The sequence below is a fragment of the Roseicyclus marinus genome (assembly GCF_036322625.1).
GTDB classification, from domain to species: Bacteria; Pseudomonadota; Alphaproteobacteria; order Rhodobacterales; family Rhodobacteraceae; genus Roseicyclus; species Roseicyclus marinus_A.
Window position 1 is genome coordinate 173,910 of record NZ_AP027266.1, and the last position, 18,161, is coordinate 192,070.

An 18,161-nucleotide genomic window follows, 5' to 3' on the forward strand; every position below is an offset into this window, starting at 1 on the left:
CGCGCCGCCCTCAGGCCATGTCGAAGCGGGCCGGATCGGCCTTGTCCCAATACTTGGCGAAGGCGGGATGGGTGGCCGTGCCATCCACCAGCGCGCGGGGTTCGAGCCAGTCGTATTGGCTGGCCGCCGAGCGCACCTCGCGGCTGGAGACGCGGATCATCAGGTGATGCGGCGAGAGGTCGGCGGGGGCGGCAAGGCCCGCCGATTCCACCGCCTCCTTGAGCGCTGTCAGGGTGTTGCGGTGGTAATTGGCGACGCGCTGGAACTTGTCGGCCACGACCAGCGCCCGGTAGCGGCCGGGATCTTGCGAGGCGACGCCGGTGGGGCATTTGCCGGAATGGCAGACTTGGGCCTGGATGCAGCCGATGGCGAACATGAAGCCGCGCGCGATGTTGCAGCCATCGGCCCCCAGCGCGAAGAGGCGGCACATGTCGAAGGCGCTGATGATCTTGCCCGAGACGATCAGCTTGACCCGGTCGCGCAGGCCGATGCCCGTCAGCACGTTATGGACCAGCATCAGCCCCTCGCGCAGGGGTGCGCCGCGATGGTCGGCGAATTCGACGGGGGCCGCCCCGGTGCCGCCCTCGGCCCCGTCGATGGTGATGAAATCGGGGGTGATGCCGGTTTGGCGCATCGCCTTGATCAGGGCGAACACCTCCCACGGGTGGCCGACGCAGAGCTTGATGCCGATGGGCTTGCCATCGGACAGGGCGCGCAGGCGGCCGATGAAGGCGCAAAGCTCGAGCGGGGTGGAAAACTCGGAATGGGCGGCGGGGCTGACGCAATCCTGGCCGACGGTGACGCCGCGCGCCTCGGCGATGGCTTCGGTGACCTTGGCGCCGGGCAGGATGCCGCCATGGCCGGGCTTGGCGCCTTGGGACAGCTTGATCTCGATCATCCTGACCTGATCCTCGGCGGCGGTGGCCGCGAAGGCATCGGGGCAGAAGCGGCCTTCGGGCGTGCGGCAGCCGAAATAGCCGCTGCCGATCTGCCAGATCAGATCGCCGCCATGCAGGCGGTGAAAGCGCGATACGCCGCCTTCGCCGGTCGTATGGGCAAAGCCGCCAAGGCGCGCGCCCTTGTTCAGCGCCTCGATCGCATTGGGCGAGAGCGCGCCATAGGACATGCCCGAGATGTTCAGGACCGACGACGCATAGGGACGCGTGCAATCGGGGCCGCCGATGGTGATGCGGAAATCGCCGCTGTCCAGATGCGTGGGGCGCATGGAATGGTTGATCCATTCATGCCCGATCTCGTTCACGTTGCGGAGCGTGCCGAAGGGGCGCAGCCCCTCGATCCCCTTGGCGCGGCGATAGACCAGCGCGCGCTGTTCGCGGGAAAAGGGCGTTTCCTCGTGATCGCTTTCGAGGAAATACTGCCGGATCTCGGGGCGGAAATGTTCGAAGACGAAGCGCAGGCGGGCCGAGATCGGGTAGTTCTTGAGCACCGCGCGGCGGGGTTGCAGCAGGTCGTGGAGACCGATGCCCGAAGCCAGAAGGGCCATCGCCGCGATCGCCCCGCCCCACAAGGGTTGCACGGCCGACAGGGCCAGACCCGCAGGGATCAGGCACAGGCACAAGACCAGCGGAAGAAAACGCATGTTCACCAACCTCCCATGACGGATGCGGCAAGGCTGCGCACGATCCGTTGAAGGGAACGGTTGCGGCGGGGAAGTGTTTAGCGACCCCGCCCGATGCCCGTGTCAGTCCTTGCGGCGGGGAGGGGTGCTGCCGCCCTTGCGCGGGGGCTTGCCGCCGCTGGTGCCGAAGGGTTTGCCACCAGGGCCGCCGGTGCGGGGTTTGCCGCCGGGGCCAGGCTTGCCGGGTCTGCCGCCCGGCGATGCGCCGCGCGGCTTGGCCCCGGGGCGTTCCATCCGCTGCGATGGGTCGGCGGCACCGGGGCGCGGGCCGGTCGGGGCGGCGGCAGCGGGTTTGGAATGGTCATGCTTGGGCTTGGTCCACTCTTTCTTGCCCTCCGTCGCGTGCGGTTTGCGCGGGCCGTCGGTCGGCCCCGTACGGTCGGGGCCGCGCCCGCCATCCTTGCCCTGCCACGCGGGCTTGCCGCGCGTGTCCCTTGGGCCGGTGCCGGGACCGGAGCGGGGTTTGCCCTCGCCCTTGTAGGCGGGTTTCCCCTCGCCCTTGTAGGGCGGCTTGCCCTCACCCTTGTAGGCGGGTTTGGCCGCGCCCTTGTAGGGGGGCTTTGCATCACCCTTGTAGGGCGGTTTGCCCTCGCCCTTGTAGGGCGGTTTGGCATCCTGACGCGCGGGGCGGTCGGGTGCGGCGGGACGCTCCGACTTGGGTTCCGGCGCGCGCTCGGCTTGGCGGGGCGCGGCAGGTTCCGGCGTGGGGGTTGCGGGCGCGGATTGGACCGGCTCTGCGACCGGGTCCCTGACCGGTGCCGGACGGGACGGGCGCGGGCCATCGCCGCGGGGCGCATCGGACCGGGGCTTGCGCGCCGGGCGTTCGCCGCGCTCGGGCCGGTCGGGCCGGGGGCCGCGCGGCTGGCTGGCGAATTCGGGGGCGGCATCAAGCTGGCGGGCGGTCACGTCCTCCTCCAGCACGCCGCCGGCCCCGAGGCTGGCGACGAAACCGGGAACGGCCGGTTCGGCCAGTTCCACCAAGGTCGTCGCCGCCTGCACCCGGATCTTGCCGATATGCGCCTTGTCGAGATTGCCCGCCCGGCAGAGCATGGGCAAAAGCCAGCGCGCCTCGGCCCGCTTGTCGTGGCCGGTCGACAGTTCGAACCAGACCGAGGGGCCGAAGGGCGCGCGTTCGGGGCGCGGGGCGGCGGCGGTGCCCGGTGCGTTGATCTCCTCGGGTGCGGACAAGCCCGCGCGGTAGAGGCGCAGGCAGGCCATGGCGATGGCTTCGGGCGAGCGTTCGGCCATCAGGCGCGCGGCAAAGCTCGCCTCGCCCTCGGTCATCGGCCCATCCCAGAGCGGATCGGTCAGAAGGCGGGTTTCATCGAGGGCAAGGATATCCTCGGCGGTGGGGGCGAAGGTCCATTCCGCCTCGATCTTGGCCCATTTCAGGAGGCGGGACGCCTTGTTCGTCGCCTTGTCGGGGACGATCATGGCAGAAATCCCCTTGCGCCCGGCGCGGCCGGTGCGGCCCGAGCGGTGCAAGAGCGCCTCGGTGTTCGTGGGCATGTCGGCGTGGATCACCAGGTCGAGCTTGGGCAGGTCGATGCCGCGTGCGGCCACATCGGTCGCAACGCAGACCCGCGCGCGCCCGTCGCGCATCGCCTGCAGCGCGTGGCTTCGTTCATCCTGGCTGAGTTCCCCCGAGAGCGTCACCACAGGCAGGCTGCGGTTGGCGAGCCGTGCGGCCAGACGCGCGACCGTGGCGCGGGTATTGGCGAAAACGATCGCGGTGGGCGCATCGTGGTAGCGCAGCAGGTTGATGATCGCATGTTCCACGTCATGGGCTGCGACCTGCACCACCTGGTAGGCGATATCGGCATGCTGGCTGCCGCGCACCACGGTCGTCACGCGCACCGCGTCGCGCTGGTATTGCTTGGCCAGTTCCGCGATGGCGGGCGGCACGGTGGCCGAGAACATCAGCGTGCGGCGGGTGGCCGGTGCCTCGCCCAGCATGAATTCGAGGTCTTCGCGGAAGCCGAGGTCGAGCATCTCGTCGGCCTCGTCCAGCACGATGGCGCGGATATCGGTCAGGTCGAGGTTGTTTCGCGTGATGTGGTCGCGCAGGCGCCCCGGCGTGCCGACGACGATATGCGCGCCGCGATCCAGCGCGCGGCGTTCCTCGCGCGTGTCCATGCCGCCGATGCAGGAGACGACGCGGGCGCCGGCCTCGGCATAAAGCCACGCCAGTTCGCGCTGCACCTGGAGCGCCAGTTCGCGGGTGGGCGCGATCACGAGCGCCAGCGGAGCTGCCGGCGGCCCCAGCCGCTCGGCATCGCCCAGCAGGGTCTTGGCAATCGCGAGGCCAAAGCCCACGGTCTTGCCCGATCCGGTCTGGGCGGAGACCAGCAGATCTGCCTCGGCCAGGTCGGGGTTTGTCACGGCCTCCTGCACCTCGGTCAGGGTGTCGTAGCCGCGTTCGGCAAGGGCTTTGGCGATGGTGGGGATCATGTCAGGGCGTATCCGTGGGGTGTCGGGGTCAGTGTGACGCGACAAAGTCTGCGCTGCTAGGGTATCACGTGCCGCATGTCCAGCGCAGGCTTGGGGCGGGATGGGGCGTGCTATCCTTCGATGCGGAGTCTGGAACTTGGCCGCGATCTTGGGCAGAGGAGCGCTTGGGCGGGCGCAAGCCCCCGAACGGGACGATCTGACCATGACAATATTCGACGATCCGGCGCTTCTTTGGGCGCTCGTTGCGGCTCTTGTGTTCGCGGGGGCCGCCATCGGGTTTCTGGCCGGGCTTTTCGGCGTGGGGGGCGGCGCGATTTCCGTGCCGGTCTTCTTCGAGATCTTCCGGGCGCTGGAGTATCCGCCCGAGATCGCCATGCCGCTGGCGGTGGGCACGTCGCTGGCGGTCATCATCCCGGTCTCGGTCAATTCCGCGCTGGGCCATCGCAAGCATGGCACGCTCGACATGGAGATGTTGCGCATCTGGGCGGTGCCGGTGCTGTTGGGGGTGATCCTTGGCGCGGTGATCGCGCGGTTTGCGCCGCCTGCGGTGTTCCAGGCCGTGTTCGTCATGGTCGCCTCGATCAATGCGACCAAGCTGTTGACGGGCGGCAAGGGGTGGCAATTGGCCGACAGCCTGCCGGGGCGCGCGGCGCTGCGGGTTGCGGGCGGGGTGATCGGCCTGGTCTCCGCGATCATGGGGATCGGGGGCGGGGCGGTGTCGAACCTGTTCCTGACGCTGCATGGCGTGCCGATCCACCGGGCGATTTCGACCTCGGCGGGGGTGGGCGTGCTGATCGCCATCCCCGGCACCATCGGCTACGTGCTGGCGGGCCTGGGGCAGGAGGGGCTGCCGCCCACCTCTCTCGGCTTCGTGTCGGGGGCGGCCTTTGCGCTGACCATGCCGACCTCGATGCTGACGACGCGGTTGGGCGTGGCGCTCGCGCACAAGCTGTCGCGGCGGAGCCTCGAGCTGGCCTTTGGCAGTTTCCTTGCGGTGGTGGCGCTCCGGTTTGTCTACGCGCTGATCTTCGGTGAGGGTTAAGCCGCTTTCAGGCCAAGGATCGCGCGCGCCTGTTGCCATGTGGCGACGGGGCGTTCGTTCTTGTCACAGATCTCGACCGCGCGGCGGACGAGGGCGGCGTTGGACGGCGCAAGCCGGTCGCGGTCGAGCCGCACGTTATCCTCAAGCCCCGTGCGCGCATGGCCGCCCGCCGCGATGGCCCATTCGTTGAGGGTCAACTGGTTCTGGCCGATGCCCGCCGCGCACCATGGGGCATCGGGGCCGAAGAGGCGGTGGACGGTCTTGATGTAGAAATCGAAGACCTCGCGGTCGACAGGCATGGCGTTCTTCACCCCCATCACGAATTGGACGTAGGGCGTGCCCTTGAGCTGGCCCTTGTCGGCCATTTCGCGCGCTTTCAGGATGTGGCTGAGGTCGAAGGCCTCGATCTCGGGCTTCACATCGTAGGTCAGCATCTCGGACGCCAGCCAATCCACCAGGTCCGGCGGGTTCTCATAGACCCGCGTGGGGAAGTTGTTCGAGCCCACGGAGAGGGAGGCCATGTCGGGGCGCAGCGGCAACATCGCCCCCCGCGCCTGACCGGCACCGGAGCGGCCACCGGTCGAGAACTGGATGATCATGCCGGGGCAGTGTTTCTCGAGCCCCTCTTTCAGCCGCGCGAATTTCTCGGGGTCCGACGATGGGGTCTGATCGTCGTTCCTGACATGGGCGTGGACGATGGTGGCCCCGGCCTCGAACGCCTCATGGGTGGATTCCACCTGTTCGGTGACGGTGATCGGCACGGCGGGATTGTTCGCCTTGGTGGGCAGCGAGCCCGTGATGGCCACGCAGATGATGCAGGGATTGGTCATGGTCAGATCTCGAAAAAGACGGTTTCGCCCTCACCCTGGATGCGGATGTCGAAGCGGTAGATGACATGGCCGTCGTGGCCTGTGCGGCGGGCGATGAGGGTGGGACGGCGGGCGGCCCATTCGATCCCGTTCAGGACCGGATCGGCGGCATTGGCGTCGGCCTCATCCTCGAAATAGAGGCGGGTGTGCAGGCCGAGGTTGATGCCGCGCGCCACCAGCCAGAGGCTGATATGCGGGGCCTGGACCGTGCCGTTCCGGCCCGGAACGGGACCGGGTTTGACGGTGTCGAAGCCCCATTCGCCGGTCGCGAAATCGGTGATGACGCGCCCCCAGCCGCGAAAGCCGTCCTCGACCGGGCCGCCGCCTTGCGCGTGGGCGTAATGGCCTGCGGCATTGGCCTGCCATGCTTCCAGCATCACGTCCTTGATCGGGCTGCCGGTGCCGTCGATCACCAGCCCCTCGACCCGGATGCGCTGGCCCGCGGCATGGGGGCCCGCGATGTCATGGCCCAGTTCGCGCTCGTAGATGTCGAAACCTGCGGCCCCCGGCGCAAGGCCGATATGGACATAGGGACCGGCGGTCTGGGACGGTGTTTCCTTGAGATAGGGAAGGCGGGTCATATCAATTCCCCTCCAGTCGGTTCTCGAACAGGGTCGACCGCCGCCCGCGCAGGACGATGTCGAAGCGGTAGGCGATGCTGTCGAGCGGCACGCTTGCGTTCAGGTCGAGCCGGGCGATCAGCGCCTCTACCGCCGTCGGGTCGGGGATGGTCTGCACGATGGGGCAGAGCGGGATCAGCGGATCGCCCTCGAAATAGAGCTGGGTGATGAGGCGCTGGGAAAAGGACGCGCCGAAGACCGACACATGGATATGCGCGGGCCGCCAGTTGTTGATCCGGTTGCGCCACGGATAGGCGCCCGGTTTGACCGTGCGGAAGAAGTAATAGCCATCGGCATCGGTCAGGGTGCGCCCGCAGCCCCCGAAATTCGGGTCGATGGGCGCAAGGTAGCGGTCATTCACATGGCGATACCGCCCGCCCGCGTTGGCCTGCCAGATTTCCACGAGCGTGTTGGGCACGGGGCGCGCGTTTTCATCGAGCACGCGCCCATGCACGATGATGCGTTCGCCGATGGGATCGCCCGTCTTGGCGTAGTTGCGGATCAGGTCGTGATCGAGCGGGCCGATATCGGCGTGGCCGAAGGTGGGGCCGGTGATCTCGCTCACGCTTTGTTCGAGGCTGATGGGGGCCAGACGCGGGCTGCGCGCCACGGACGTCTTGTAGCCCGGTGTCAGGGCGGGCGGATGGCGGTCGGGGTCGCGCTGGTAATATTCGGCGGGGGTGTTCATCGCGCCTCCTCCTCCTCCATCTGGGCCAGGGTCTGTTTGGCGAGCTTGATCGCGTGGTTGGCCTTGGGCACGCCGGCATAGATCGCCACATGCAGGAAGGCTTGCAGGATGTCATCGGCGCTGGCCCCGGTGTTGGCCGTGGCGCGCACATGCATCGGGATTTCGTCGAAACTGCCGGTGGCGGCCAGAATGGCGAGCGTCAGCATCGAGCGTTCGCGCCGCGTGATCGTGTCATCCGACCAGACCGTGCCCCATGCGCTTTCGGTGATGAGCGTCTGGAAGGGCGCGTCGAAGGCGGTTTTCGCGGCCTCGGCCCGGTCGACATGGGCATCGCCCAGAACCGCGCGGCGGGTTGTCATGCCTGTCGTGTGGCGGTCGGTCATCGGCTGATCCTTTCGGGCGCGGTCAATAGGGCAGGCCCACGTAGTTTTCCGCCATCGCCTGTTGGGCGGCGCGGTTGGTGCGCAGGAATTCCAGCTCGGCGATCTGGATGCGCAGGTCGAAATCGGATTGATCGGGGTAGCGGTGCATGAGGCTCGAGAACCACCAGCTGAAGCGCTCGACCTTCCAGACGCGGGCGAGAGCCTTGGCGGAATAGCTGTCGATCCCGTCGGTTGCGCCGGTGTCGTAGAATTGCCGGAGGCCGGTGAAGAGGTAGTGCACGTCGGAGGCGGCGGTGTTGAGCCCCTTTGCCCCCGTGGGCGGCACGATATGGGCGGCATCGCCGCACAGGAACAGGCGGCCCCAGCGCATCGGTTCGGTGACGAAGGACCGCAGGGGGGCGATGGATTTCTCGATCGAGGGGCCGGTGACGAGCCGCTCGGCCTGATCGGGGGGGATGCGGCGTTTCAGTTCCTGCCAGAAGGCGGCATCGGTCCAATCCTCGGGTTTGTCCGACAGCGAGCACTGGATGTAATAGCGGCTGAGCGTGTCGCTGCGCATGGAACAGAGCGCAAAGCCGCGGGGGCTGTTGGCATAGATCAATTCGGAATTCACGGGCGGGGTTTCGGACAGGACGCCCAGCCAGCCGAAAGGATAGACCTTTTCGTATTCGCGGCGGATGGTCAGGGGGATCGCCTGTCGGCTGACGCCGTGGAACCCGTCGCAGCCCGCGATGAAATCGCAATCGATGCGCCGCGGCTCGCCGCCCACATTGTAGGTGACATGGGGGCTGTCGGTGTCGGCATCGTGGATGGTGACATCCTCGACCTCGAATTCGATGGGGCCGCCCGCCGCCTCGCGCGCGGCGTAAAGATCGCGCGTCACCTCGGTCTGGCCATAGACGATGACCGGGGTGCCGGTCAGATCGGTGAAATCCAGCCGGAACATCGTGTCGCCATAGGCGATCAACGTGCCGTCATGGACATGGCCCTTGGACCGGAGCCTGTCGGCGCAGCCCGCCTGTTCCATGAGCTGGACGAGGCCCTGTTCCAGAACACCCGCCCGGATGCGCGACAGCACGTAATCCTTGGTCTTGCGTTCCAGCACCACGCTGTCGATGCCGTGGCGGTGCAGAAGCTGCGCCAACAAAAGGCCCGATGGCCCACCCCCGATGATCGCGACCTGTGTCCGCACGAACTGCCCCCCCTCGCTACCAAGGGGGATACTATGCAGGTCCCGCGCGATGGGAAAGACGGGAGATGGGCGTGGCCCGGATCACTGCCCCAGCATCCAGCGGCCATCGGGGTGAAAGGCGTGAAAGGCGAAGGCAAAGGGGATGTCGTGGACCACATCGCGCCCCGCCGCATCGCGCACCCGAACATTGCCCACGTCGCGGCCCGCCGCGATCTCGCCCGTATCGAGCGCCGAGGCCTGACCCGCCACCCAGCTCAGCGTCACGCCCGCTTCGGTGATCGTGCCTGCACGGGCGAGCCGGGTCAGGGGCCAGGCGCGGTCGCCCACGCGCACCACCCGTTCCAGCGGTGGGATGCCGTGCGGCGGGTCCTCGCCCGCATAAAGGAAGGGGCGGGTCGTGTCGTAGCTGCGATAGGGGTTGCTGCCATAGGCGCGCCGCCAATCGGGTTCATCCATCACCAGCCCGCCCGGATGGGCGGTGCGAAAGGCGGCCCAGCTTTCCATCCATGCGGGCAGTTGGATCAGGCGCTGACCGGTCATCGCCCCGGCGATCGCGTCACCGGTCGCCTGTTGCCACCAGCTTTCGGTCTGGTGGTCATACATGATCATGTCGGAATGGCGCAAAAGCCCCGAGACGCCGAAGCTGTGGGTCTGCCCGCCCAGCCGCGCGTCAAAGACCATGCCGGTGTTGCACAAGGGGCAGAAGGTGACGGCGATGGGCTGGCCCGCGATGCGATCGTTCACGATCTCGTGCCACATCAGGTAGCGGATCGGATAGGCGCGGGCGGAGCCGGTTTCGGGCTGAAAGGTCATCACCGGTTCGCGGTCGTCGAGCCGGGTTTCCTCTGCAGCGGGCAGGAACACGGGGTCCATGATGGCGGGGATACCGTCGCGCGGCGGTCCGCCCGATATGACCTCGGACAGGTCGACGGCAAGCCGGGTGAAATCGGTCGCGGGCCAGTCGGCGGCGAAAGGGTTTGTCTGGGCAGGGACCGTGCCGGCAAACCCCAGCGCGATCATGGCCGCCAGAAACGCCGCGCGCGGCAGAAGGGGTGGGGTCGGCATGATGCGTGGCTCCGGAACGGTCTATGGTCCGGGAGAGGTTAGCAGATCGGCCCCACCGGTGGGGGCATTCCGCGCCGCCTCGAGCCGCTGTGAAGACCCGCGCGCGGTCAGCGCATCAGGACGACGGGCACCTTGCAGGAGCGGACCATTTCCGTGGTGGTCGAACCGATCACGAGGCTGCGGATGCGGGAATGGCCATAGGCGCCCATCACCAGCATGTCGAAGCCTTCGGCCTCGACCAGCCGGGCCAGTTCCGTCTCGGGCTGGCCGGGGAGGATGCGGGTGTCGACCGACAGTCCCGCGGCGGAAAGCCGTGTCGCGGCCCCCGACAGGGTGGCGCGGTGTTGGGCGGTGTCCGGGCCGATGGTCACGAGGGTGATGGAGAGACCCTGAAACACCGGGCTTTGCGCGATATGGTCCACGGCCTTGTCGGCCGAGGTGCCGCCGTCATGGGCGACCAGCACACGGGCGATGGGCGCAAAGGCGCGCGACGCCACCAAGACCGGCCTGTGGGCGGCGCGCACGATGCGTTCGAGGTTCGAGCCCAGATGCCCCTTGGCGAAATCCGCCGCCTCGCCGCGTTTTCCGATGACGATGACGCGGGCGTCGTCCTCGGTATCGGCGATGGTTTCGATCAGATCGCCGTGGCGCAGCCGGGTTGTGATCTCGGCCACCCCGTCAGCGTCGAGAATGGCGCGGGCATCCTCGAGGATCGCGCGGCCCTTTTGCGCCATCAGCTTGGCGCGCTGGGCGTCGAGATCGGCCAGTTCGTTGAGCAGCGCGCTGCGCGCGCCCAGCCGGATCGCGCCCGACAGGTCGGTGCCCACGGGGGCCTCGCGCCGGCCCAGAACGTGGATCAGGTCGACCGGTGCCTGCACCCGCCCTGCGATCCATGCCGCGTGGTGGCAGACGCTTTCGGAATAGATCGACCCGTCGACCAGTGCGATGATCCTGCCTGTCATGGCGTCCCTCCCTTAGTGGTCCAGAAGCGCATCCATCGCGCCCGGCTTGTCGTGGATGGCCAGCTTGTCGACCAGCGTTTCGGTGGCGGCGTTCATGCCCACCACCTCGACCTCGGCGCCGTCGCGGCGGAATTTCAGGATCGCCATGTCGAGCGCCTGCACCGAGGAGATGTCCCAGATATGGGCGCGGCTGACATCGATCACGACGCGCTCGGGCGCATCGCGGAAATCGAAGGCATCCATGAAATCCTCGACCGAGCCGTAAAAGAGCTGCCCTTCGACATGGTAGGTGCGCACGCGCCCATCGGCGCTGATGTCGGAGCGGACCTTGAAGAGCTGCGCGATCTTGCCCGCAAAGAAGATGCCCGAAAGCAGCACGCCCACCAGAACCCCGATGGCGAGGTTATGGGTCCAGACCACGGTGGCGACGGTCGCCAGCATGACGATGGAAGAGGAGCGGGGATGCACGGCAAGGTTCTTGATCGAGGACCATGAAAAGGTGCCGATGGAGACCATGATCATGATCGCCACCAGCGCGGGCATGGGAATGATGCTGACCAGATCGCCCAGACCCACGACAAGGATCAGGAGGAACACGCCCGCCACGAAACACGACAGCCGCCCGCGCCCGCCGGATTTCACGTTGATGATGGATTGCCCGATCATGGCGCAGCCCGCCATGCCCCCGATGAAGCCCGTGGCGGTATTGGCCAGACCCTGGCCGATGCATTCCTGATCGCGGCTCGATTTCGTGTCGGTCAGATCGTCGACGATGTTCTGGGTCATCAGGCTTTCCAACAGGCCCACGACCGCCACGGCCAGTGAATAGGGAAAGATGATCGCCAGCGTCTCGAAATTGAGCGGCACCTCGGGGATGAGGAAGACGGGCAGCGTGTCGGGCAATGCGCCCATGTCGCCCACCGTCCGCACATCGAGGCCGAGCGTCACCGTGACCAGCGTCAGAACGATGATCGTGACCAGCGGCGAGGGCACGGCCTTGGTGATCCTGGGAAAGAGGTAGATGATCGCAAGCCCCACGGCGACCAGGAGATAGGTCAGACCCGTGACGTTGCGCGGATCAAGCTCGGGCAATTGCGCCATGAAGATCAGGATGGCGAGCGCATTGACGAAGCCCGTCATCACGGACTTGGACACGTAGCGCATGACGAAGCCCAGCCGCAAAAGCCCCATCGCGATCTGCAACAGCCCCGCCAGAACGGTCGCGGCCAGCAGGTATTGCAGCCCGTGATCGCGCACCAGCGTCACCATCAGGACGGCGGTGGCGGCGGTCGCGGCCGAGATCATGCCGGGCCGCCCGCCCGCGATGGCGGTGATGACCGCGATCGAGAAACTGGCGTAAAGCCCGATCTTGGGATCGACGCCCGCTATGATCGAAAAGGCGATGGCCTCGGGGATGAGCGCCAGCGCCACGACAAGGCCCGCCAAGAGATCGGCGCGGATATTGCCGAGCCATTGGGCCCGGTAGGTGTCGAATGACATCATGTGAAATCTTGTCCGAACCCGACCGCATCAGGGGCGCGCGGCCAGCGTGCAAGGCGCACGGTTGGTGATATTGTCCGGCGGATCGGCGGCCGGAAGAGCCACCCGCGCCGAAAGGCGCAGGTCCATGTTTCCCTGCGGGGCATAGGGGCAAAAGCCGCAAAGGGCAACCTTGGGGCTGTGCGCCGCGCAAAGGCTTGCGAGGCGGGCGCGTTGCGCACACAAACGACGGGCAGGAACGGGGAGGGTTCGGGATGCAGGATTGGGCAGGGCATTGCGCCATCGTGACGGGCGGGGCCTCGGGACTTGGGGCCGCGACGGCGGCGCGATTGGCGGCGGCGGGCCTACAGGTCGCGATCTTCGATCTGGACGCGGAACGGGGGCAGGCGCAGGCGGAGGCTTTGGGTGGCCTGTTCGTGGCGGTCGATGTATCCGATCCGGCCTCGGTCGCCCAGGGCATCGCCGCGGTCGAGGGGCGGTTCGGCACCCCGCGCGTTTTGGTGAATTGCGCGGGCATTGGCCCCGCGGCCAAGACCGTGTCGCGGGGGGAGGCGCATGACCCGGCGCTTTTCGCCAAGGTGATCGGGATCAACCTGATCGGGACGTTCAACTGCTCCGCACAGGTCGCCGCGCGCATGGTCGCCGCCGACCCGGTCGATGCCGATGGCGCGCGCGGCGTGATCGTCAACACGGCCTCGGTCGCGGCTTATGACGGGCAGATCGGGCAGATCGCCTATGCGGCATCGAAGGGCGGGGTTGTCGGCATGACGCTGCCCATGGCGCGCGATCTGGCCGACAAGGGCATCCGCGTCTGCACCATCGCGCCGGGCCTGTTCCTGACGCCCCTGTTGCAGGGCCTGCCCGAAGAGGTCCAGACATCGCTCGGCGCGCAGGTGCCGTTTCCGTCGCGTCTGGGCCAGCCGGATGAATACGCCGCCATGGTCGAGCATATCACCCGCAACCCGATGCTGAACGGCGAGGTGATCCGGCTGGACGGCGCGATCCGGATGGCGCCGCGATGACTGCCCCTGTCCTGATCGCGGGGGGCGGGATTGCCGGTCTGGCGCTGGGGCTGACGCTGCACCAGATCGGCGTGCCCTTTCACCTGTTCGAATCCAGCCGCGAGATGAAGCCCCTGGGCGTGGGCATCAACCTGCAACCCCATGGCGTGCGCGAATTGTTCGATCTGGGGATCACGGAGGGGGATCTCGACACCGTCGGCCTGCCGGCACGGGAATGGGCGCTGGTGGGTCTGAACGGGCGGGAGGTCTATGCCGAACCGCGCGGGCGTCTGGCGGGCTATGACTGGCCGCAATATGCCGTCCATCGCGGTCAGTTCCACATGCTGCTCTACCGCCGCCTTTTGGAGCGCGCGGGGCCTGATTGCCTCACCCTTGGGGCAAGGGTCACGGGCTATAGGCGCGAGGGTGACGGGGTGGTGGCAGAGGTCGCGCTTGCCGATGGCACGACGCGGCAGGTTCCGGGCCGCCTGCTGATCGGGGCCGATGGCATCCATTCGCGCATCCGCGCCCAGATGCATCCGGGCCAGCCGCCGATCCATTGGGGGGGTGCCGTGATGTGGCGCGGCACGGTCCGGGCGAAACCCTTGCGCGGCGGGTCGTCCTTTGTGGGCCTCGGCACGCATCGGCACCGGATGGTGATCTATCCGATCGGCCACCCGGCGGAGGATGGCACCGCACTGATCAACTGGATCGCCGAGGTGACGGTGGATGCCTCGGGCGGCTGGCCCGATGACGCCTGGTTCAAACCGGTCGAGGTCGCGGATTTCGTCCATCATTTCGATGCCTTCCGCTACGATTGGCTGGATGTGCCCGCGATGCTGGCCCGGGCCGATTGCGCCTATGAGAACCCGATGATCGACCGCGACCCGGTGCCGACATGGGTGGATGGCCCGGTCGCGCTGATGGGGGATGCGGCCCATGCGATGTATCCCACGGGGTCCAATGGCGCGAGCCAGGCCATCGTGGATGCCCGCGTGATCGGGGCCAGGATGCTGGCGCATGGCGTGACGCCCGAGGCGTTGGCCGCCTATGACGCGCAGCTCTGCGGCCCGGTGTCGGATCTGGTCCTGCGCAATCGCGGCATGGGGCCCTTTGGCCTGTTGGGGCTGCTCGACGAGCGCTGCGGCGGGGTGTTCGACGACATCGACGCCGTGATCCCCGAGGCCGAGCGCCGCGCCTTCATGGCCGGGTACAAGGCCGCCGCAGGCTTTGCCATCGAGACGCTGAACGCCGCCCCGCCGACGATTCCACCCGGCGCGCGCATCGCCTGAGCCTGCGGGCAATCGCCCGCATCACGGCTGTTGACTTGCGAATTGGATCGTTCCAAAAAGCCCGTATCACGATGCGGCACCTCCGACTCGGGGCCGCGCGACAGAGGGAGGGGCCCCTGATGCGGTGGGGATTGATCGGCGCGAGCAACATCGCGGCAAATCACATGATCGGGGCCATTCGCGGGGCGGGGGGCGATATCCGCTCGGTCCTCAGCGCGGATGCGGATCGGGCCAAGGCTTATGCCGCCGAGCATGGCATCGCGAAAGGATATGCCGATCTCGATGCGATGCTGGCCGCCGATGATCTGGACGCGGTCTATATCTCGACCACCAACGAAAAGCATTTCCCGCAGGCCATGTCGGCGATTGCGGCGGGCAAGCATGTGCTCTGCGAAAAGCCCTTGGCGATGAGCGTCGCCGATGCCGTCACCATGGTCCGTGCGGCCGAGGCGGCGGGGCTGGTCTTCGGCACCAATCACCACCTGCGCAACGCGGGCACCCATCTGGCGATCCGCGATGCCGTGGCCGCGGGCCGGATCGGCGATGTGCTGAGCGTGAGGGTGTTCCACGCCGTCTACCTGCCGCCCGTCTTGCAGGGGTGGCGGCTCGACAATCCCGCCGCCGGGGGCGGTGTCATTCCCGACATCGTGGTCCATGACGCCGATACCGTGCGTTTCCATCTGGGCGAGGACCCGGTCGACGTGGTCGCCATCGACGGGGTGTCGGGTCTTGGCAAGGGGGTGGAGGACAGCTGCATGTCGGTCTGGACCATGCCTTCGGGCGCGATGGTCATGGCGCATGAAAGCTTTACCCATGCCCATGCGCGGACGGGGTTCGAGATTTATGGCACCAAGGGCGCGATCGTCGCCCGCAACGTGATGACGCAAGCCCCCGTGGGCGAGATCCTGCTGCGCAGCGATGCGGGCGAAGAGGCGCTGCCCTATTCGGATCACAACCTCTACCTCAGGTCGCTCAACCTGTTTCATGCGGCCATCCAGGGGCAGGGGCGGCCCGCCGCCGACGGGATCGACGGGATCAAGTCGCTGGCCGTCGCCGCCGCCGTGGCCAAGGCCGCCAAGACCGGCCAGCGCACCACGGTCGATTACGGCGGGGTCTGAACCATGGGCAAGCATGTCACCGCGGCCGAGGCTGTCGCGCGCATTCCCGATGATGCGGTTGTCACGGTGTCGTCCTCCTCCGCCTTGGGCTGTCCCGATGCGGTGCTGAAAGCGCTGGGCGAACGGTTCCGGGCCGAGGGGCATCCCAGGGGCCTCACGACGCTGCACCCCATTGCGGCGGGCGACATGTACGGGGTCAAGGGGATCGACCATATCGCGCAGGACGGGCTTTTGGCGCGGGTCATTGCGGGCAGCTACCCGTCGGGGCCGTCGAACCTGCCCATGCCCGAGATCTGGAAGATGGTCGTGGAGGATCGTGTCGCGGCCTACAATGTCCCCTCGGGCATCTTGTTCGACATGCACCGCGATGTCGCCGCGCGCAGGCCCGGTGTGCTGACGCGTGTGGGGCTCGAGACCTTCGTTGATCCGATCCGCGAGGGCTGCGCGATGAATGCGCGGGCGGCGGCATCGCCCATCGTGCAGCGGCAGGATTTCGGCGGGGAGACATGGCTGCATTTCCCCAACATCGTGCCCAATGTCGCCATCATCCGCGCCACCACCGCCGATGAACGCGGCAACCTGACCTATGAGCATGAGGGCGCGTATCTGGGCGGGCTGGATCAGGCGATCGCCACCCGCAACCACGGTGGCCTCGTCATCGCGCAGGTCAAGCGGATGACCGCGGCGGGCAGCCTGCGGCCCCATGACGTGCATGTGCCGGGCCATCTGGTCGATCTGATCGTGGTTGCCCCCGACCAGAAACAGACGACCGAAACCCAATACGACCCTGCCATTTCGGGCGAGATCATGCGCCCCTGGGACAGTTTCAGCCTGGCCGAACATGGCGTGGAAAAGGTCATCGCGCGCCGCGCCGCGATGGAGTTGCGGCGCGGGCAGACCGCGAACCTGGGCTTCGGGATTTCCGCCATGGTCCCGCGCGTTCTTCTGGAAGAAGGCCATGCGCAGGCCGTCACATGGGCCATCGAACAGGGCGCGGTGGGCGGCATGCCCCTGACCGGCTTCGCCTTTGGCTGCGCGTCGAATGCCGATGCTTTCGTCCCCTCGCCCAACCAGTTCAGCTATTTCCAGGGTGGGGGCTTTGATCAGACGTTCCTGTCCTTTCTCGAGGTCGATGTCGAGGGCAACGTGAATGTCTCGAAACTGGGCAAGAAACCCTATCTGACCGCTGGCTGCGGCGGGTTCGTCGACATCACGGCGCATGCGAAAAAGATCGTCTTTTCCGGGTTTTTCGAGGCCGGGGCCGAGCTCTCGCTGACCGATACGGGCCTCACCGTCGCCAAGCCCGGCAAATTCGCCAAGATGGTGGATCAGGTCGAACACGTCACCTTCTCGGGCCGCCGTGCGGTCGCGCAGGGGCAGGATGTGATCTACGTGACCGAGCGTTGCGTGATCCGCCTGACCGCGCAGGGGTTGCAGGCGGTCGAGATCATGCCCGGCATCGATCCCACCCGCGATATCGTGGCGGCCAGCGGTGGGCGCGTGCAGGTGGCGGAAAATGCCACGAGCATGCCCGTGGCGCTTTTGCGCGATCAACCGATGGGATGGTCCCCATGAGCGCGGTTCACCTGATCCTCGACGGGGCGACGGCACATGTCGTGCTGGACAACCCGGCCAAGCTCAACGCCTTTACCCCCGACATGCTCGCGCAGTTGGAGGCGCATTGCGCCACGCTGGAACGCAGCCCCGATATCCGCGCCGTGATCCTCCGGTCGGAGAGCACACGCGCCTTTTGCGCCGGGGCCGATATCAAGGCCTGGGCGGGCTTGTCGCCCTTTGATTTTGCCCGGGCGTGGGTGCGCGAGGGGCATCGCATCTTTGATCGCCTCGCGCGGCTGTCGAAACCCACGATTGCCGTGATCCACGCCCCGGCTTTCGGTGGCGGTCTGGAACTGGCCGCCTGTTGCGATATCCGCGTGATGGCGCCGGGGGCGACACTGGCGCTGCCCGAGGCGCAGGTGGGCATCGTGCCGGGGTGGTCGGGCACGCAGCGGCTTGCGCGGCTGATCCCGGAACCCGTGCTGAAAGAAATGGCGCTGTTCGGGCGGCGGATCGATGCGGCGCGCGCCCATGGCTTGGGCTTTGTCGCCGAGGTGGCGGATGACCCGTTGGCCACGGCCCTTGGCATCGCGGGCGGGCTTTCCCATGCCTCCCCCCGCGCGGTGGAGGTGGCGAAATACCAGATCCATGCCGCCGTGGGCGAGGATCGCGCCGCCATGATCGAGGCCCTGGGCGGCGGCATGATCGGTGCGAGCCAGGACAAGGCCGAAGGCGTGCAAGCCTTTGCCGAGAAACGTAAACCCGAATTCCCCGGAGCGTGA

Annotated in this window: 16 protein-coding genes and 1 other annotated feature; of the genes, 6 read left to right on the forward strand and 10 right to left on the reverse strand. The window is 67.4% G+C overall.

Annotated features, from left to right (window positions below):
* Positions 1 to 10: 10 nt before the first annotated feature.
* Together AABA51_RS00860 and AABA51_RS00865 are read right to left on the reverse strand one after the other, a co-directional pair.
* On the reverse strand, positions 11 to 1,600 hold the full coding sequence (locus AABA51_RS00860) for an FMN-binding glutamate synthase family protein (RefSeq protein WP_338273461.1): 1,590 nt from the start codon (positions 1,598 to 1,600) through the stop codon (positions 11 to 13).
* Between the two features lie 102 nt (positions 1,601 to 1,702).
* Positions 1,703 to 4,090, reverse strand: coding sequence for a DEAD/DEAH box helicase (locus tag AABA51_RS00865; protein WP_338273463.1), 2,388 nt, complete (start codon positions 4,088 to 4,090; stop codon positions 1,703 to 1,705).
* Positions 4,091 to 4,292: 202 nt separating this feature from the next.
* On the opposite strand from AABA51_RS00865, the gene AABA51_RS00870 reads away from it, so the two are divergent.
* Positions 4,293 to 5,132 carry a sulfite exporter TauE/SafE family protein gene (locus AABA51_RS00870; RefSeq protein ID WP_338273465.1) on the forward strand — a complete coding sequence of 280 codons (840 nt, stop codon included), beginning with the start codon at positions 4,293 to 4,295 and terminating at the stop codon, positions 5,130 to 5,132.
* Here the strand turns inward: AABA51_RS00870 and AABA51_RS00875 are convergent.
* From AABA51_RS00875 to AABA51_RS00910, 8 genes are all read right to left on the reverse strand, one after another.
* On the reverse strand, positions 5,129 to 5,962 hold the full coding sequence (locus AABA51_RS00875) for a 3-keto-5-aminohexanoate cleavage protein (protein WP_338273467.1): 834 nt from the start codon (positions 5,960 to 5,962) through the stop codon (positions 5,129 to 5,131). The genes AABA51_RS00870 and AABA51_RS00875 overlap by 4 nt on opposite strands.
* Positions 5,963 to 5,964: 2 nt before the next feature.
* Entirely contained in the window at positions 5,965 to 6,582 is a 618-nt protein-coding gene (gene pcaG / locus AABA51_RS00880) for a protocatechuate 3,4-dioxygenase subunit alpha (RefSeq protein ID WP_338273469.1), read from the reverse strand.
* Position 6,583: 1 nt separating this feature from the next.
* Positions 6,584 to 7,309 carry a protocatechuate 3,4-dioxygenase subunit beta gene (gene pcaH / locus AABA51_RS00885; RefSeq protein ID WP_338273470.1) on the reverse strand — a complete coding sequence of 242 codons (726 nt, stop codon included), beginning with the start codon at positions 7,307 to 7,309 and terminating at the stop codon, positions 6,584 to 6,586.
* Positions 7,306 to 7,692: a 4-carboxymuconolactone decarboxylase gene (gene pcaC, locus AABA51_RS00890; protein ID WP_338273472.1), complete on the reverse strand. Its 387-nt coding sequence runs from the start codon at positions 7,690 to 7,692 to the stop codon at positions 7,306 to 7,308. Before pcaC ends, pcaH begins: the two co-directional genes overlap by 4 nt.
* 22 nt (positions 7,693 to 7,714) lie before the next feature.
* Positions 7,715 to 8,884 (reverse strand): 4-hydroxybenzoate 3-monooxygenase, encoded by a 1,170-nt coding sequence (gene pobA / locus AABA51_RS00895; RefSeq protein ID WP_338273474.1) that lies wholly within the window; start codon positions 8,882 to 8,884, stop codon positions 7,715 to 7,717.
* A gap of 81 nt (positions 8,885 to 8,965) precedes the next feature.
* Positions 8,966 to 9,949: a DUF3179 domain-containing protein gene (locus tag AABA51_RS00900; RefSeq protein ID WP_425328827.1), complete on the reverse strand. Its 984-nt coding sequence runs from the start codon at positions 9,947 to 9,949 to the stop codon at positions 8,966 to 8,968.
* A gap of 107 nt (positions 9,950 to 10,056) precedes the next feature.
* Positions 10,057 to 10,911 carry a universal stress protein gene (locus AABA51_RS00905; RefSeq protein ID WP_338273476.1) on the reverse strand — a complete coding sequence of 285 codons (855 nt, stop codon included), beginning with the start codon at positions 10,909 to 10,911 and terminating at the stop codon, positions 10,057 to 10,059.
* 12 nt (positions 10,912 to 10,923) lie between these two features.
* On the reverse strand, positions 10,924 to 12,414 hold the full coding sequence (locus AABA51_RS00910) for a SulP family inorganic anion transporter (protein ID WP_338273478.1): 1,491 nt from the start codon (positions 12,412 to 12,414) through the stop codon (positions 10,924 to 10,926).
* A gap of 68 nt (positions 12,415 to 12,482) precedes the next feature.
* Positions 12,483 to 12,541: a sequence feature (sul1 is cis-regulatory element that is thought to sense ions involved in sulfur or methionine metabolism; They are found in Alphaproteobacteria), on the reverse strand.
* A gap of 124 nt (positions 12,542 to 12,665) precedes the next feature.
* On the opposite strand from AABA51_RS00910, the gene AABA51_RS00915 reads away from it, so the two are divergent.
* From AABA51_RS00915 to AABA51_RS00935, 5 genes are all read left to right on the forward strand, one after another.
* Positions 12,666 to 13,433 carry an SDR family NAD(P)-dependent oxidoreductase gene (locus tag AABA51_RS00915; RefSeq protein ID WP_338273480.1) on the forward strand — a complete coding sequence of 256 codons (768 nt, stop codon included), beginning with the start codon at positions 12,666 to 12,668 and terminating at the stop codon, positions 13,431 to 13,433.
* The gene (locus tag AABA51_RS00920) at positions 13,430 to 14,704 is read left to right on the forward strand and encodes a flavin-dependent oxidoreductase (RefSeq protein ID WP_338273482.1); all 1,275 of its coding nucleotides are present in this window, start codon (positions 13,430 to 13,432) and stop codon (positions 14,702 to 14,704) included. The genes AABA51_RS00915 and AABA51_RS00920 overlap by 4 nt, the downstream gene beginning before the upstream one ends.
* A 119-nt stretch (positions 14,705 to 14,823) precedes the next feature.
* The gene (locus tag AABA51_RS00925) at positions 14,824 to 15,822 is read left to right on the forward strand and encodes a Gfo/Idh/MocA family protein (RefSeq protein WP_338273485.1); all 999 of its coding nucleotides are present in this window, start codon (positions 14,824 to 14,826) and stop codon (positions 15,820 to 15,822) included.
* A gap of 3 nt (positions 15,823 to 15,825) precedes the next feature.
* Positions 15,826 to 17,397, forward strand: coding sequence for an acyl CoA:acetate/3-ketoacid CoA transferase (locus AABA51_RS00930; protein ID WP_338273487.1), 1,572 nt, complete (start codon positions 15,826 to 15,828; stop codon positions 17,395 to 17,397).
* Positions 17,394 to 18,161 carry an enoyl-CoA hydratase/isomerase family protein gene (locus AABA51_RS00935; RefSeq protein WP_338273489.1) on the forward strand — a complete coding sequence of 256 codons (768 nt, stop codon included), beginning with the start codon at positions 17,394 to 17,396 and terminating at the stop codon, positions 18,159 to 18,161. The genes AABA51_RS00930 and AABA51_RS00935 overlap by 4 nt, the downstream gene beginning before the upstream one ends.

Excerpts from the sequence above, each read along its gene's own strand:
- AABA51_RS00860 (WP_338273461.1), bottom strand. The coding sequence starts at position 1,600 with ATGCGTTTTCTTCCGCTGGTCTTGTGCCTGTGCCTGATCCCTGCGGGT.
- AABA51_RS00865 (WP_338273463.1), bottom strand. The coding sequence starts at position 4,090 with ATGATCCCCACCATCGCCAAAGCCCTTGCCGAACGCGGCTACGACACC.
- AABA51_RS00870 (WP_338273465.1), top strand. The coding sequence starts at position 4,293 with ATGACAATATTCGACGATCCGGCGCTTCTTTGGGCGCTCGTTGCGGCT.
- AABA51_RS00875 (WP_338273467.1), bottom strand. The coding sequence starts at position 5,962 with ATGACCAATCCCTGCATCATCTGCGTGGCCATCACGGGCTCGCTGCCC.
- pcaG (WP_338273469.1), bottom strand. The coding sequence starts at position 6,582 with ATGACCCGCCTTCCCTATCTCAAGGAAACACCGTCCCAGACCGCCGGT.
- pcaH (WP_338273470.1), bottom strand. The coding sequence starts at position 7,309 with ATGAACACCCCCGCCGAATATTACCAGCGCGACCCCGACCGCCATCCG.
- pcaC (WP_338273472.1), bottom strand. The coding sequence starts at position 7,692 with ATGACCGACCGCCACACGACAGGCATGACAACCCGCCGCGCGGTTCTG.
- AABA51_RS00900 (WP_425328827.1), bottom strand. The coding sequence starts at position 9,949 with ATGCCGACCCCACCCCTTCTGCCGCGCGCGGCGTTTCTGGCGGCCATG.
- AABA51_RS00905 (WP_338273476.1), bottom strand. The coding sequence starts at position 10,911 with ATGACAGGCAGGATCATCGCACTGGTCGACGGGTCGATCTATTCCGAA.
- AABA51_RS00910 (WP_338273478.1), bottom strand. The coding sequence starts at position 12,414 with ATGATGTCATTCGACACCTACCGGGCCCAATGGCTCGGCAATATCCGC.
- AABA51_RS00915 (WP_338273480.1), top strand. The coding sequence starts at position 12,666 with ATGCAGGATTGGGCAGGGCATTGCGCCATCGTGACGGGCGGGGCCTCG.
- AABA51_RS00920 (WP_338273482.1), top strand. The coding sequence starts at position 13,430 with ATGACTGCCCCTGTCCTGATCGCGGGGGGCGGGATTGCCGGTCTGGCG.
- AABA51_RS00925 (WP_338273485.1), top strand. The coding sequence starts at position 14,824 with ATGCGGTGGGGATTGATCGGCGCGAGCAACATCGCGGCAAATCACATG.
- AABA51_RS00930 (WP_338273487.1), top strand. The coding sequence starts at position 15,826 with ATGGGCAAGCATGTCACCGCGGCCGAGGCTGTCGCGCGCATTCCCGAT.
- AABA51_RS00935 (WP_338273489.1), top strand. The coding sequence starts at position 17,394 with ATGAGCGCGGTTCACCTGATCCTCGACGGGGCGACGGCACATGTCGTG.